General features: G+C 72.3%; 12 protein-coding genes. 3 read left to right on the top strand and 9 right to left on the bottom strand.

The genetic code is table 11. The annotated features are described in order from the left end of the window. Positions 1–7 precede the first annotated feature (7 nt). The 5 genes from AB0E14_RS22395 to AB0E14_RS22375 all read right to left on the bottom strand — a co-directional run bounded on the left by AB0E14_RS22395 (position 8) and on the right by AB0E14_RS22375 (position 5,751). A complete protein-coding gene (locus AB0E14_RS22395) occupies positions 8–1,615 on the bottom strand; it encodes an ABC transporter substrate-binding protein (protein ID WP_362420743.1) in 1,608 nt (535 codons plus the stop codon). 121 nt (positions 1,616–1,736) lie between these two features. Beyond that, entirely contained in the window at positions 1,737–2,816 is a 1,080-nt protein-coding gene (locus tag AB0E14_RS22390) for an acyl-CoA dehydrogenase family protein (protein WP_362420740.1), read from the bottom strand. Then, positions 2,813–4,009, bottom strand: coding sequence for an acyl-CoA dehydrogenase family protein (locus AB0E14_RS22385; protein ID WP_362420737.1), 1,197 nt, complete (start codon positions 4,007–4,009; stop codon positions 2,813–2,815). The genes AB0E14_RS22390 and AB0E14_RS22385 overlap by 4 nt, the downstream gene beginning before the upstream one ends. Then, positions 4,009–4,974 (bottom strand): NADPH:quinone oxidoreductase family protein, encoded by a 966-nt coding sequence (locus tag AB0E14_RS22380; RefSeq protein WP_362420734.1) that lies wholly within the window; start codon positions 4,972–4,974, stop codon positions 4,009–4,011. The genes AB0E14_RS22385 and AB0E14_RS22380 overlap by 1 nt, the downstream gene beginning before the upstream one ends. 126 nt (positions 4,975–5,100) lie before the next feature. Further along, positions 5,101–5,751 (bottom strand): XRE family transcriptional regulator, encoded by a 651-nt coding sequence (locus AB0E14_RS22375; RefSeq protein ID WP_362420731.1) that lies wholly within the window; start codon positions 5,749–5,751, stop codon positions 5,101–5,103. 76 nt (positions 5,752–5,827) lie between these two features. Here AB0E14_RS22375 and AB0E14_RS22370 point away from each other — a divergent pair, with 76 nt between their 5' ends. From AB0E14_RS22370 to AB0E14_RS22360, 3 genes are all read left to right on the top strand, one after another. Beyond that, positions 5,828–6,808, top strand: coding sequence for an NAD(P)/FAD-dependent oxidoreductase (locus AB0E14_RS22370; RefSeq protein ID WP_362420728.1), 981 nt, complete (start codon positions 5,828–5,830; stop codon positions 6,806–6,808). 41 nt (positions 6,809–6,849) lie between these two features. Then, positions 6,850–7,749 carry an SDR family oxidoreductase gene (locus tag AB0E14_RS22365; protein ID WP_362420726.1) on the top strand — a complete coding sequence of 300 codons (900 nt, stop codon included), beginning with the start codon at positions 6,850–6,852 and terminating at the stop codon, positions 7,747–7,749. 124 nt (positions 7,750–7,873) lie between these two features. Further along, on the top strand, positions 7,874–8,653 hold the full coding sequence (locus tag AB0E14_RS22360) for a VOC family protein (protein ID WP_362420723.1): 780 nt from the start codon (positions 7,874–7,876) through the stop codon (positions 8,651–8,653). Between the two features lie 13 nt (positions 8,654–8,666). Here AB0E14_RS22360 and AB0E14_RS22355 read toward each other — a convergent pair whose 3' ends face one another. From AB0E14_RS22355 to AB0E14_RS22340, 4 genes are all read right to left on the bottom strand, one after another. Then, a complete protein-coding gene (locus AB0E14_RS22355) occupies positions 8,667–9,500 on the bottom strand; it encodes an enoyl-CoA hydratase/isomerase family protein (RefSeq protein WP_362420720.1) in 834 nt (277 codons plus the stop codon). An 89-nt stretch (positions 9,501–9,589) separates the two neighbouring features. Next, positions 9,590–10,345, bottom strand: a complete 756-nt coding sequence (locus AB0E14_RS22350; RefSeq protein ID WP_362420717.1) for a PIG-L deacetylase family protein — start codon at positions 10,343–10,345, stop codon at positions 9,590–9,592. Positions 10,346–10,430: 85 nt separating this feature from the next. After that, the gene (locus tag AB0E14_RS22345; RefSeq protein WP_362420714.1) at positions 10,431–13,064 is read right to left on the bottom strand and encodes a P-loop NTPase fold protein; all 2,634 of its coding nucleotides are present in this window, start codon (positions 13,062–13,064) and stop codon (positions 10,431–10,433) included. 274 nt (positions 13,065–13,338) lie between these two features. Beyond that, positions 13,339–14,238, bottom strand: a complete 900-nt coding sequence (locus tag AB0E14_RS22340) for an SIS domain-containing protein (RefSeq protein ID WP_362420711.1) — start codon at positions 14,236–14,238, stop codon at positions 13,339–13,341. Positions 14,239–14,265 lie beyond the last annotated feature (27 nt).

The following is a 14,265-nucleotide window of genomic DNA, read 5'->3' as shown; positions in this document are numbered from 1 at the left end:
CGTCGGCTCACTTCGCGGCGCCCTTGGGCTTCCAGCTCTCGACGTTCCACCAGGGGCCGGACGCGAGGCCGTGGTCGTGCGGCTCGGTCTGGGTGGACAGGCCGTCCCAGTCGTCGTTCACCACGTAGAGGTGGTCGATGTGCGTGAGGAAGGTGTAGCCGGGGTTCTTCACCAGTTCGCGCTGCACGGTGTCGTACGCGGCGCGCCGCTTGACCGGGTCGTTCGTCTGCCGGCCGTCGACGAGAGCCTTGTCGACGGTCTTGTTGTCGTACCAGGCCATGTTGTTGAAGCCGTCGCCGCCGAGGCTGGAGGTCAGCAGCAGGTACTGGTCGAAGTCGGGGTCGCCGGGCGAGCCGCCGCCGGCGAGGACCGCGTCGGTCTTCATCCGGGGCTCGATGACCTCCCAGGTGCCGGCCTGGGTCTTGATGTCGATGCCGGCCTTCTTGGCGTCGGAGGCGTAGGCGAGGGCGTGGTCCTGGCGGAGCTTGTCGCCGGAGAGGTACCAGAGCGGGAACTCGGCGCGTACGCCGTCCTTGACGCGGACCCCGTCGGCGCCGGGCTTCCAGCCGGCCTCGTCGAGGATCTTCTTGGCGGCGTCGAGATCGTGGCGGCGCTCGGTGCCCTTGGCGAACCACTCGCTGTCGGTGGGGACGGGCCCGTAGGCGGGCTTGCCGGCGCCTTCGAGGATCTTGTCGACCATGGCCTGCCGGTCCACGGCGACGTCGAGGGCGCGGCGGACGGCGACGTCGCCGCTGACCTTGTTGTGCGTGGGGAGCGTGACGGTGCGGTAGTCGTACGTCTTGGCGGCGTACGTCTTCTTCGCCTTGTCGCTCTTGAACCCGGCGGCCAGGTTCGGCGGCAGGATGGCGCCGTCGAGGTCACCGGAGCGCAGCCGGGTGGCGCGGACGTCGTCGTCCTTGACGATCGCCATGGTGAACTTCTTCACCTCGGGCGCGCCGGCCCAGTGGGTGGGGTTGGCCTCGAAGCTGAGCTTCTCGCCCTTGGACCAGCCGGTCAGGACGTACGGTCCGGTGCCGATCGGCTTCGTGGTGAAGGCGCCGGTGTTGACGTCCTGCTTGCCCGCGACGTGCTCGGGGGCGATGCCGAGGACGGTGCGCTCGGCGAAGGGCGCGTAGGGGTACTTGAGGCGGAAGACGACGGTGTCGTCACCGACCGACTCGACACTCTTGAGGGCGTCGAGCTCGGTGCGGGAGGGGTTGTTCGTCTTGGGGTCGAGGATCGTCCGGTACGTGAAGACGACGTCCTTCGCCGTGAACCGGGCGCCGTCGCTGAAGGCCACGTCCTTGCGGAGGGTGTACGTGTAGGTGAGGCCTCCGTCGCTGATGTGCGGCAGCCCGACCGCGAGCGCCGGCTTCAGCTTCATGTCCCCGTCGAAGGCGAGGAGCCCGTCGAAGATCTTGGAGTTGCCGTCCTTGCCGTAGCCGAGGAGCGGGCTGAGCGTCTCGGGCTCGTAGGCGATGCCGACGACCGCGGAGTCCTTCGCGCCGCCGGAGCCCGCGGCGGAGCCGCCCGGGTTCGAACAGGCCCCCGCCGTCAGGGCCAGGGCCCCGGCCAGGGCGACGGCGGCCGTGCCGCGTATGGATCGGGCGGTCATCGTGCCCACACCCCTTTTGAAGATCAACTGTTGTTGCGAACAACTCGCAATTAAACAGCATGTAAAGGGGTGCGGGCACAGGGGGACCCTTACGTCGGCGCTGCCGGGCCCCGTCCCGCCGTCAGACGGGGGCCGGGAGGTCGACCAGGGCCGCGACGGTGTCCTGGTGCCGCCCCGCCGAACCCAGGGCGATCTGGTCGGACTTGGCCCGCTTCAGCGCGAGGTGGGCGGGGTGCTCCCAGGTCATGCCGATGCCGCCGTGGAGTTGCACACACTCCTCGGCCGCGTGGACGGCGACCTTCGAGCAGTACGCCTGGGCGACGGCGACGGTCAGCGGGGCCTCGGGGCTGCCGGTGGCGAGCGCGTCGGCGGCGGCACGGGCCGCGGCACGGGCGTTGACGACCTCCAGCCAGAGCTGCGCCATCCGGTGCTTCAGCGCCTGGAAGGAGCCGACCGGCCGGTTGAACTGGAACCGCGTGCGGGTGTGCCGGACGGTCTCCTCCAGACACCACTCGGCGAGCCCGAGCTGCTCGGAGGCGAGCAGCCCGGCGCCGGCGAGCAGCCCACGCTCGACGGCCGCGCGGGCGGTGTCGGCGTCGGCGAGCCGGGTGCCGGTGCCGGGCGCGGTGGTCACCGTCGCGAGCGGACGGGTCAGGTCCAGCGGGGTCAGCGGGGCGATCGTGGCCTCGTCGGCGGGGACCGCGTAGAGGCCGTCCGGCCGCGGGACGAGCAGGACGTCGGCGGCGGCCGCGTCGGCGACGCCGCTCACCGGGCCGGACGTCGGGACCGCGGCGCCCGGGGCCGTGGACAGCGGCAGCGCGAGCACCCCGACCGTGCGCCCCGCGGCGAGAGCGGCCAGCAGCTCGGCGACGGGGGCGCTGCCGGTGTCCAGGGCCAGCAGCGTCTCGGTCGCGACCACGGCGCTGGTCAGGTACGGAGCCGGGGCGACCGCGCGTCCCAGCTCCTCCAGGACCACGGCCGCCTCGCGGTGGCTCGCGCCCTGGCCGCCGAGCTCCTCGGGGACGAGGAGCCCGGCCGCGCCGATCTCGCCGGCGAGGGACTTCCAGAGGCCGGGGACGTACGGGTCGCCGGTCTCGATCCGGCCGAGCAGCACGCCCGGTTCGGCCCGGTCGGCGAGCAGGGAGCGGACGGCGGCCCGCAGGTCGTCCTCGGTCTCGGTGTAGAGCAGGGCACTTGTCATCGCGCGAGGTCCTTCCAGGCGACGTCCTTGTCGTTGCGGGGCTCGGCGGGCAGGCCGAGGACGCGTTCGGCGACGATGTTGAGCAGGACCTCGGTCGTGCCGCCCTCGATCGAGTTGCCCTTGGAACGCAGATAGCGGTAGCCGGCGTCGCGGCCGGTGAAGTCCACCAGCTCGGGGCGGCGCATGGTCCAGTCGTCGTACAGCAGCCCTTCCTCGCCGAGGAGTTCGACCTCCAGACCGCTGATGGCCTGGTTGAGCCGGGCGAAGCCGAGCTTCATCGCGCTGCCCTCGGGGCCCGGCTGCCCGGCGACGAGCTGCTGGCGCAGCCGCTCACCGGTGAGGCGGGCCACCTCGGCGTCCACCCAGAGGTCGAGGAGGCGTCGATGGAGGTCGTGGGTGCGCAGTTCGGGGCGTTCGCGCCAGGTCCGCGAGACCGGGCCGATCATGCCGCCCTCGCGGGGGATGCGGGCGCCGCCGATGGAGACCCGCTCGTTCATGAGCGTGGTCTGGGCGACCCGCCAGCCGTCGCCGACCGCGCCGAGCCGGTGGGCGTCGGGGATACGGACGTCGGTGAGGAAGACCTCGTTGAACTCGGCCTCGCCGGTGATCTGGCGCAGCGGCCGCACCTCGACGCCCGGGTCGGTCATGTCGCAGACGAAGTACGTGATGCCCTGGTGCTTGGGCAGGTCGGGCTCGGTGCGGGCGATGAGGATGGCCCAGCGGGCGACGTGGGCGCTGGAGGTCCACACCTTCTGCCCGTTGACGATCCAGTCGCCGGTGGCCTCGTCCCGGACGGCGCGGGTGCCGAGCGCGGCGAGGTCGGAGCCGGCGCCGGGCTCGCTGAAGAGCTGGCACCAGACCTCCTCCCCCACCCAGAGCGGCTTGAGGAAGCGCTCCTTGACCTCGTCGGAGCCGTAGGCGAGGAGGGTCGGCGCGGCCATGCCGAGGCCGATGCCGATGCGGCGCGGGTCGTTGTCGGGGGCGCCGACGGCGGCCAGTTCGGCGTCCACGACGGCCTGCAGGGCGCGCGGGGCGTCGAGGCCGCCGAGGCCCTCGGGGTAGTGGACCCAGGCGAGCCCCGCGTCGAAGCGGGCGCGCAGGAAGTCGGTGCGGTCCGTGCCGGCGGGCGGGTGCTCGGCGAGCAACCGGCGGGTGCGGGAGCGCAGTTCGTCGGCGTCGATCACGGTCGCCATCACGCGGTTCCTTCCGGGAGGACGACGAGCCGGCCGGTGGTGACGCCCTCGCTGACGCGCTGCACGGCGTCGGCCGCCGCCTCGAACGGGACGCGCTCGCTGACCAGGGGCTTGATCAGGCCCTTGGCGGCGTACTCGGTGAGGGTCTCGTGGCAGCGCAGGATCGCCGCGGGGTCCTTGAGGTTGTACAGGCCCCAGTGGAGCCCGACGATCGAGTAGTTCTTGACCAGGGCGTGGTTGAGGGCGGGCGAGGGGATCGCCCCGCTCGCGAAGCCGACCACGACGATCCGGCCCTCGAAGGCGACGACCTTCGCCGACTGGGCGTACGCCTCGCCGCCGACGGGGTCGTAGATCACGTCGGCGCCCCGGCCGGCGGTGGCCTCCTTGACGGCGGCGATGACGTCCTCGGAGCGCCGGTCGACGACGACGTCGCAGCCGAGCGCCCGGGCCACCTCGGCCTTGTCGGCTCCGCCGACGACCCCGATGACGGTGGCACCGGCCGCCTTGCCGAGCTGGACGGCGGCGCTGCCGACGCCGCCCGCGGCGGCGTGCACCAGCAGCGTCTCGCCCTCCTTCAGGGCGGCGCGACGGTGCAGACCGAACCAGCCGGTCTGGTAGCCGATGTGCAGCGCGGCCGCCTCGGCGTCGTCGAGGGCCTCGGGGGCGGGCAGCACCGCCGCCGCGTCCGCGAGCGCGTAGTCGGCGAAGCCGCCGTACGGCAGGGCGGGGGTGGCGATGACCCGGCGGCCGTCCTCGGTCTCGCCGCAGATCTCCACCCCCGGGGTGAAGGGCAGCGGGGGCCGCACCTGGTACTGGCCCCGGCAGAGCAGGGCGTCGGGGAAGTTGACGTTGGCGGCGCGCACCCGGAGCAGCAGCTGCCCCTCGCCGGGCGTGGGCGGCTCCACCTCGTCGCGCTGCATCACCTCGCCCGGCTCGCCGTTCTCGTGCACTCGCCATGCCTGCATCGCGGTCCTCCACCAGCCGTCGTCCGTACTGCACGGTCGGTCGCATACTAAGCGGTCGCTTGTGTCCGTGGAACCATGTGCGGCGGACTTCTTGCCCGGGTCGCGCCGGGGTGCCCGCACCGGACCTCAGGACTGCTTCGGGCGGGCCCGGACGTGCATCCGCTCGCCCTGCGGCCCGAAGAGGCTCAGGAACTCCACCGGCCCTTCAGGCGTGGGCCCGAACCAGTGCGGCACGCGGGTGTCGAACTCGGCCGCCTCCCCCGCCCCGAGGACCACGTCGTGCTCCCCGAGGACGAGCCGGAGCCTCCCGGAGAGGACGTAGAGCCATTCGTACCCCTCGTGGACCCGGGGGTCGGGCTGCTCGTACGGCTTCTCCTGGACCACCTTGTACGCCTGCAGGCCGCCCGGCTGGCGGGTGAGCGGGAACATCGTGCGGCCGTGGCGCACGATCGGCTTGGCCCGGACCCGGGGGTCGCCCACCGGGGGCGCGCCGACCAGTTCGTCCAGCGGCACCTGGTGGGCGCGGGCGATGGGGAGCAGCAGCTCCAGGCTGGGCCTGCGGCGGCCCGACTCGAGACGGGAGAGCGTGCTCACGGAGATGCCCGTGGAGGCGGAGAGGTCGCCCAGGGTCGCGCCGCGCTCGCGCCGGATCCGGCGCAGCCGTGGGCCGACCTCGTTCAGGACGGCGTCGATGCGCTCGTCGCCGGTGTCGGTCGCCGGTTCGGTCACGGGTGCGGTCACGGGTGCGGTCGCAGGTTCGGGCACGGGATCGGTCATGCCTCCATGATGCCTCCGGTTGCCGAAACGGCAAGAATGTTTGTCGGGACCACCACCCGGGGGCGACGCTCCCCTCATGAGCGCACACATGGACACACAGGAACCCGAGCGGTACGACGTCGTGGTGGTCGGCGGCGGTGCTGCCGGGCTGAGCGCGGCCCTGATCCTCGGCCGCTCGCGGCGCAGGACCCTGGTCGTCGACGCGGGCGAGCCGCGCAACGCCCCCGCCGCCCACATGCACGGCTACCTCTCCCGGGACGGGATGAGCCCGGCCGCGTTCCTGGAGGCGGGACGGCGCGAGATCGCCGCGTACGGGGTGGAGTGGACGGCGGGCCGCGTGACGGCGGCCGTACGGGACGGCGCCGAAGGGTTCGTCGTCACCGTGGCCGACGGCCGTCGGGTCCGGGCGCGCCGGCTCGTCGTCACGACGGGGCTCGTCGACGAGCTGCCCGCGATCGACGGGGTCGCCGAGCGGTGGGGGCGGGAGGTGCTGCACTGCCCGTACTGCCACGGCTGGGAGGTCCGCGACCGGGCCTTCGGGGTGCTCGCGCACCCCGCCTTCGGCGCCCACCAGGCACTGATCGTCTCCCACTGGTCCCCGGACGTGACCCTGTTCCTGCACACGGCCGGGCCGCTCGACGAGGAGCAGAGCAGGCGGGTGGCGGCCGCCGGGATCGACGTGGTCGAGGGCGAGGTGGCCGGCCTCGCCGTCGAGGGCGACCGGTTCGTCGGCGTACGGATGGCGGACGGCCGGGTCGTGGAGCGTGATGTGCTCTTCGTCGGTACGCGGATGACGCCCAGGGACGGTCTGCTGACCGCGCTGGGCGCCGAGACCCGCGAGACACCGCTCGGCGCCTTCGTGGCCGTGGACGAGACCGGCCGGACGAGCGTGCCGGGCGTGTGGGCGGCCGGCAACGCGATCGGCGCCCAGGAACAGGTGATCAACGCGGCGAGCGGTGGCTACCGGGCCGGCGTGGCGATCAACATGGAGCTGATCGCGGAGGAGCTGGAACGCAAGGTCGCGGCCGCCGAACGTCGAGCACCGAAGGTGAGTTGACGGGTCTTCAGTTCTTGGCGCCGGCGCGCTATCGATGCGGCATGACCGACGAAGCGACGGACCCGCCGGGGCTGCCCGCCCCTCCCCCGCTCGGCGCGAGCGCGCTGCCGCCGGGGACGTACGAGGGGCGGCTGGTCCTGGTGACGGGTGGCGGGACGGGACTCGGGAAGGCGATCGGGGCCGAGTTCGCGCGCCTCGGCGCGGAGGTGATGATCGTCGGCCGGACGGCCGCCCGCCTGGAGGCCGCCCGGCGGGAACTGGCGGCGATCGCCGGGACCCGGGTGGCGACGGCGGTCTGCGACATCCGCGAACCGGGCTCGGTCGCCGGGGCCTTCGACGCCTGCGAGAGCGCCCTCGGCGCCCGGCCGGACGTGCTCGTGAACAACGCGGCCGCCAACTTTCCTGTTCCGGCGGAGGAGTTGTCGCCGAACGGCTGGCGGGCGGTGGTCGACATCACGCTGACCGGGACCTGGTTCATGACCCGGGAGTTCGCCCGCCGCCACCTCGCGGCGCGCACCCCCGGCTCCGTCGTCAACGTCGGTGCCTCCTACGCCTGGACCGGAGGCCCCGGGTTCGCCCATTCGGCGGCGGCGAAGGCCGGGGTGAAGAACCTGGTGGAGACCCTGGCGGTGGAGTGGGGGCCGTACGGGATCCAGGTGAACGGTCTTGTTCCGGGGCTGATGCCGCACGAGGACATGACGGCCGACATCCGGGGCGCGCTGGCGCGGGCGCCGCTCCAGGACGCCCGGCAGCCGGCGCTCCGCGTCGGGTACCCGCGTGAGCTGGGCTGGGCGGCGACGTTCCTGGCCTCTCCGTACGCCCGGTTCGTCTCCGGGCACACCCTGGTCGTGGACGGCGCGAACTGGCAGCGGCGCGTTCTGGTGAACGATCCCGTGGTGCCGGTCCGGGAGCAGCTGGGCCGGGGGCCGTTCGGCGAGTGACGGGGCGGGTTGGTCCACGCGGATGAACCCGCGCGACTGCGGCTGCGGGGGCGGTGGCGAGGCGCGAGGATCGGCGAGGGTGGCCGGAAGGACCTCCTGAGACACCGAAAGGCAGGCACACCACATGCTCGGTACGGACTTCACCAAGGGCTCGCCCAACTGGGTCGACCTCGGCAGCCCGGACACGGCGGGCGCGGCGGCGTTCTACACCGCCGTCTTCGGCTGGGAGTTCGCCTCGGCCGGTCCGGACGCCGGCGGCTACGGGTTCTTCCAGCAGGACGGGCAGACGGTCGCCGCCCTCGGTCCGCTGACCGAGGAGGGGGCGAGCAGCGCGTGGACGCTGTACTTCCAGACCCCCGACGCCGACGCCACCGCGAAGGCCGCCGAGAGCGCGGGCGGCTCGGTGCGCGCCGAGCCCATGGACGTGATGGACGCCGGGCGGATGGCGCAGCTGTCGGACCCGGCGGGCGCGCAGTTCGCGCTGTGGCAGCCGGGGACGACGAAGGGTCTTCAGCGGACCTCGGAGAACAACACGCTGTGCTGGGCAGAGCTGCACGTGCCCGATCCCCTGGCCGCGCTCGACTTCTACGGGAAGCTGTTCGGCTGGCGCTCGCAGGAGATGGAGGCGCCGGGCATGACGTACCGGGTGCTGTCCACGGCCGAGGGAGACCTGGAGGACACCTCCTTCGGCGGTGTCGCCGAGCTCCAGGAGGGCGGGAACCACGCCCGCTGGATTCCGTACTTCGCCGTCGCCGACGCGGACGACGTCGTCGCCCGGGCCCAGGGCAACGGCGGTTCGGTCGTCATGCCGGCGGCGGACATCCCCGACGTGGGCCGCATCGCGTGGCTGGCCGACCCGTTCGGCGCCCCCTTCGCGGTCCTGAAGCCCGCGCCGCAGCAGTAGCGCCGGGCGCGGCTCAGCCTCCCTCGAAGCGCGGGGTCCGGCGGGCCGCCCTGGCGGCGTAGCCCTCCCGGGCGTCGGCGGAGGAGAGGGTCAGGGCGGCGGCGGAGGCCGTGCGGTCGAGGACGGCGGCCAGGCCCTGGTCGGCGTAGGCGTCGATGTCGCGTTTGATCGCCCGGACCGCGAGGGGCGCGGCGGCCGCGATGGCGGCCGCCGTCTCGCGGGCGGTGGCCGCCAGCTCGTCGCGCCCGGTGACGAGCTGGACGAGCCCGAGCCGTTCGGCGGTCGCCGCGTCGATCCGGCGGCCGGTGAGGGCCAGGTACTTGGCCCAGCCCGCGCCCGCCTCCCGGGCGATCCGCAGATCGCCGCCCGCGTCGACGGCGACACCGATCCCGGCCTCGGGAAGGGCGAACACGGCGTCGTCGGCGGCGATCCGGATGTCGGCCATGAGGGCCAGCTCGAAGCCGAAGCCCAGGCAGTAGCCCTGGACGGCGGCCACGACCGGCTGCGGCAGCCGGGCGAGCGCGGCGAACCGCTCGTGCGCCCAGCGGATGCCCTCCTCGTACCGCTGGATCTTCTCGGCGGTGGTCCGCCCGGTGATGCCGCCGCCGGGAGCGGTGACGTCGATCCCCGCGCAGAACGCGCGCCCCTCGGCCCGCAGCAGCACGACGCGCACGCGCTCGTCGAAGCGGATCCGGTCGGCCATGATCCCGAGCTGCCGACTGGCCTCCCAGCTCCACCCGTTGAGCTTCTCGGGACGGCAGAGGGTCAGCACGGCGACCCCGTCCTCGACGAGGAGCGTGAGCCGTTCCTCACCCTCCGGGATCTCCCTGTCGAGCGTGTCGATCACCGCGCGCCTCCCTGCCCCTGACGGATCGTCAGATGAAGGGTCAGGCTAAGGGGTCGGCGCCACGGGAGGAAGCCCGTGGCGCCTCGGCCTCAGCGGGAGAACAGTTCGAAGGCGACGGCGGGCCGGCCGCCGTACCGGGCGGCGAAGCGCTCGCCGTTCTGGGCCAGGAAGCCGCGGACATACTCCTCGGGGTCCTGGTCCGTGAGTCCCTCGATGTAGGCGCGGTGGGCGAGCAGCGAGTGCACGGCGCGTTCGGCGCCCGGGGTGGCGTCGACGGCGTGGGTCGGGGTGCTCGATCCGGCGACGGCCACCCAGCGGACGCCGTTCCAGGGCTCCAGGCCCCGCTCGGTCAGCTCGGGGAAGATCCAGCGGTTGCCCGCATCGCCCGCCGCGTCGAGCGTGGCCCGGCCGACGGCCACGTGGTCGGGCGTGTTCCAGAAGCCGCCCGGCCCAGGGCCCCAGGTGTCACGGTGGTTGAGCGTGACCACCAGCTCGGGGCGGTGGCGCCGGATCGCCGCCGCGATGTCACGGCGCAGGTCGAGGCCGTACTCGATGACGCCGTCCCGGTGGTCGAGGAACTCCACCGCCGACACCCCGACCACCTCGGCGCTCGCCCGCTGCTCCTGCTCGCGCAGGGGCCCGCAGGTGGCGGGGTCGAGGGTGTCGATGCCGGCCTCGCCCCGGGTGGCGAGGACGTACACGACCTCCTTGCCGGCGTCGGTCCAGCCCGCGACGGCGGCGGCGCAGCCGTACTCCAGGTCGTCCGGGTGGGCGACCACGGCGAGCGCGCGCTGCCAGTCGTCGGGCAGGTCGGCCAGGTCGGTGGTGCTCGTCTCGTCGATCATGGGCGCAGGATACGGTCCCCGGGGTGCACCCAGGTCTTTCGTTCGGATCGGGCCCACCGGCCCGGCCTGGTCCGAACGAAAGACCCTAGGTCCGAGCCGGGGGAACGCGGGCGGGCAGCAGCGTGCTGCTGAGCACCCGAAGGCTCCAGGCCCCTCGGGCCGCGTCGATCAGTGGCCGCGCGCTGTGCGGAGAGACCGTCAACTCGAGCCTGGCCTCGGCAAGGTACGGAAACCGCCCCGCCGGTGTCGCACTCGCACGGACGCGTCGGTCCTCGAAGTCGTCGGGGCGGAAGATCTGCAGGAGGGTGAGCGCGTAGTACGTGTATGCCGATGCTTCGGTGATCAGTTGCCGAGCAGCTTCCGGCGGCTCGGTCGGAGCACCCGTCGGTGGAACCGCTCCCGAAGCCGCGAGGTATTCCAGAGCTCCCATGAGTTCGGTCGTGGTGCCAAGGAGCGAATGACGCAGGTGGTCTATCACGATGCGGTAGCTGGACAGCCAGCCCGCGTTCTCGTGCGTCCACTGCTGCTTCGCGAGAAGGGTGCGGAAGCCGGCCAGCGTGTCGTACAGCTCTTCCACGATCAGGCGCCCGGAGATCTCCTTGAGTTCCACGGCTGGTGATTGCTGGGCCGAGGAGATCTCCGCGTGCATCTCCAGCATGCGGCGTCCGTATCGGATCAGATCCCGGGGGAGGCCTCCCGCGAGGGCGTGCGCGAGGAGGACGTACGGCTCGGGGAGGTCGCTCGCACGTTTGCCCATGATGGCGATCGACTGCGCGAGGTCACCGGGCTGCACGTGCAGGATGTCGTCGAGCGAGCTGTCCGTGGAATCGCGGTGCGGCAGCCCTCGGCGAACGAAGGCGGCACCGACATCCTCGGCGACCGAAATGAGGTAGTACACCCGGGGAACACCCAGGATCGCCTTGACCTCGCTGAGGAATTGCAGGGCCTGCTGCTCCGACCCCAGACGGTCGAGTTCATCGATGCAGATGATGGTGCGCCCCTGCTGCAGGTGCACGTACTCCGCGACCTCGGCCAGGCGTGCCCGCAGGTCTTCGACGAGCTGGGGGAAGTTCGGGGGAACACTGGCGAGCGAGGAGGCGTGGGCGCTGCCGAGAACCGCGGCCCCCGCGAGGCCCATGTTCAACGTGGCCGAGGTCGACTGCGTCGTCTTCAGCTGATAGAGGTGGTTGCGACACTTGGCGACGAGTCCGGGTTCCTCCGGCCTGCCTCGCCAGCGGCTGACGCGATGCAGCAGGAGACCGGCCACGAAGCAGGCGACCCGGACAGGGTTCTCCGAGTCGAGGAAGAGCGCCTGGAACGTGTCGCTCTGGACAACGATCAGCGCGGCCAGCAGGAGGAGCGCAAAGCCGGCCGCCTCCCACAGGCGTTGCTTCATGAGGCCGGCGCTTCGGGTGCCGATGAGGAACACGGCAAGAGACATGACCAGCAAGGGCATGATCGACAGCGCTTGGAGCGCGCCGAAGGTCGTCAGGTTCTCCAGTTTCGAGAGGTGACGATTGAGTTCGGGGTCGAACGGGAGGCTCAGGACCGGGCCGACCATGAGGCAGGTCGCCGCGATGCGCAGCAGCGCGACAGGGCCTCGAAGGATCCTTCGCCGCCACGTGGTGGATTTCCGCAGTTGCCAGATGAACAGGCCGACCAGCGTCACGGTGAGACCGGCGCCGATGCTCCGGCCGTGCCAGATGTCCTGAGCGTTGTTCGTGCCCCAGTCGGCCACCGTGACCGCCCAGGAGCGCACACGGACGTTGTACTTGTCCCAGGAGGCCCGCACCGCAGCACATATTCCGAGTGCCACCAGTGCCGCGGCGGGCACTCCGAAGAAGAGTCCGCGTCTCAGCCTCCGGAAGGCGCGGCGCACGCGCTTCCGGGTACGCACGAAGCCGGACAGTCGATCCAACTGTGGTGCCTCGAAGCCTTCACGTGCGATGAATCGTTCACACAGCTTGACGAACGCCAGGAAGACCAGATCGTAGGGCTGGTATGCGGCCGGCACGCGGATCGTGATGGAGAAGTCCTTCTCACCTGCGGCTTCGTGGAGCAACGTGGTCTTGCCGGCCCCACGAGGGCCGGATACGGCAATCGTTCCGCCTTCGACCGCGGAGAGTTTCCCCTCCAGTTGGCGAGATGCCTCGCCGGCGACCACCCAATCGTGACCGGTGCCGGTGCGTAGCCCGTCATAACGGCCGGGCAGCAGCACCGAGTGCGGATCGGCTCCCATGAGCTCGTCGATCACCGCGAGCGCCGCTGGGGGAATCCCGTTGTCCCGCAGATCGCCTTCCCACCGCTTCGCCGCCGCGCGGAGGGTGAGGACGGCACTGAACAGCGCTCTGATGCCCCTGATCAGGGCCACCTGATCCTTCAGGTTCTGCCTCGAACGAGCCTTGGCGAAGGCGACGAACGAGGGCAGGAGCGGCGCGGCCAGCACGCTGACGAGCACCGCCGGTTCGGGCCAGAACGCGGCGGAACTCGGCTCCTTCAGATAGAGGTAGGCGGCGACACAGACGAACCAGGACACCCAGGTGAGAACCGACCACACATCAGCGCCCAGCCTGTCACCCATTCGCCTCAGCGCCAGGCGCGTTCGGGCGAACTCGCGGACGGCCCCGCGATAGTCGGCCAGCGACAGCTCGGCATGCGCCAGGGCTCGGCCGACCGCGTCGGGGGACTGCATCGCGGCCAGCACCGCGGCGGCGGTCACGCCGGGGCGGGCATCGAAACGTCGTCGGACCTGGAGGGAGTCGAGACCTGCCGTGACAGCCCGTGCGTATGCCGCACGCTCGGCAGGAGTGCCGCAACTGAGTAATGGAGCCGTCGCTGTTGCCGCCTGTGACCCCGTCTGCATGGAGCGATTCCTTCCCCCTGGAGAGGTGCGCGAGTGTACTGCTCGCGTCGGCTCCCGGGGGGCTTCGCCCGTGAAACAGCAGGTCAAGTGAGACTTCAGGCGGCCGAAGCAGGGCCTTCGGCGACGCCCTTCAGCCGCGGAGCGCTCCGGAAAGGATCACCGAGCGTGTGGCGTGCCGGGGGCGGTCCGGGTTGAGGCCGCGCCGCGCGGCGAGCGTCACGGCGAGCCGCTGGGCGCGCACGACGGCGGCCACCGGGTCGATGGCGTCGGCGGCGAACAGCGCCCCGGTGGCCTCCACTTCGTCCCGCAGACCGGCGGGCTCGGGCCCGAGGCAGCACACGAGGCTGGAGCGGTCGCTGATGACGATGGGCCCGTGCCGGTACTCCATCGCCGCGTACGACTCGGCCCACGCGCGGGCCACCCCGCGCAGCTTGTGCGCGGCCTCGTCGGCGAGTCCGGCCGTCCAGCCCGCGCCGAGGAAGGTGAACTGGGCCTGCCGTTCCCAGACCGCCGGCAGCGGTTCGTACAGGGCGAGTTCGGCGTCCGCGATCGAGGGGCCGAGGTCCACGCCCAGGCCCGCGCGCAGCAGTTGGAGGGCGGTGGTGGCGAACCGGGTCTGGGCGACGGACCGTTCGTCGGCGTAGTCGAGGCCGATGACCCGGTCCGCGTGCAGGGCGGCCGGGCTGTCGGGGACGGCGGTCAGGACCAGCGTCGGGATCCGGCCGGAGGCCCGGGCGAGCAGGGTCACCACCTCGGTGGTCGAGCCGGAGCGGGTGAGCGCGACGATCCGGTCGTAGGCGCGGCCGAGCGGGGTCTCGTCGGAGGCCGGGAAGGCATCGGTCTCGCCGGCACCGAGGGACTCCCGCAGGGCGGCGTACGCGCGGGCCATGAAGTACGAGGTCCCGCAGCCGACGACGGCGACCCGCTCACCCGCGCGGGGCAGGAGCCGGGCATGGTCGGCGGCGGTGTCCGCGGCCCGCCGCCAGCAGTCGGGCTGGGCGGCGATCTCGGCACTGACGTGGGTGGTCATGGTCCGGTCCTCTCCTCGGTGCTCCGA

This window comes from Streptomyces sp. NPDC047981 (assembly GCF_040653315.1).
In the GTDB taxonomy this organism is placed as follows: domain Bacteria; phylum Actinomycetota; class Actinomycetes; order Streptomycetales; family Streptomycetaceae; genus Streptomyces.
This window is presented reverse-complemented; position numbering and strand designations above follow the sequence as displayed.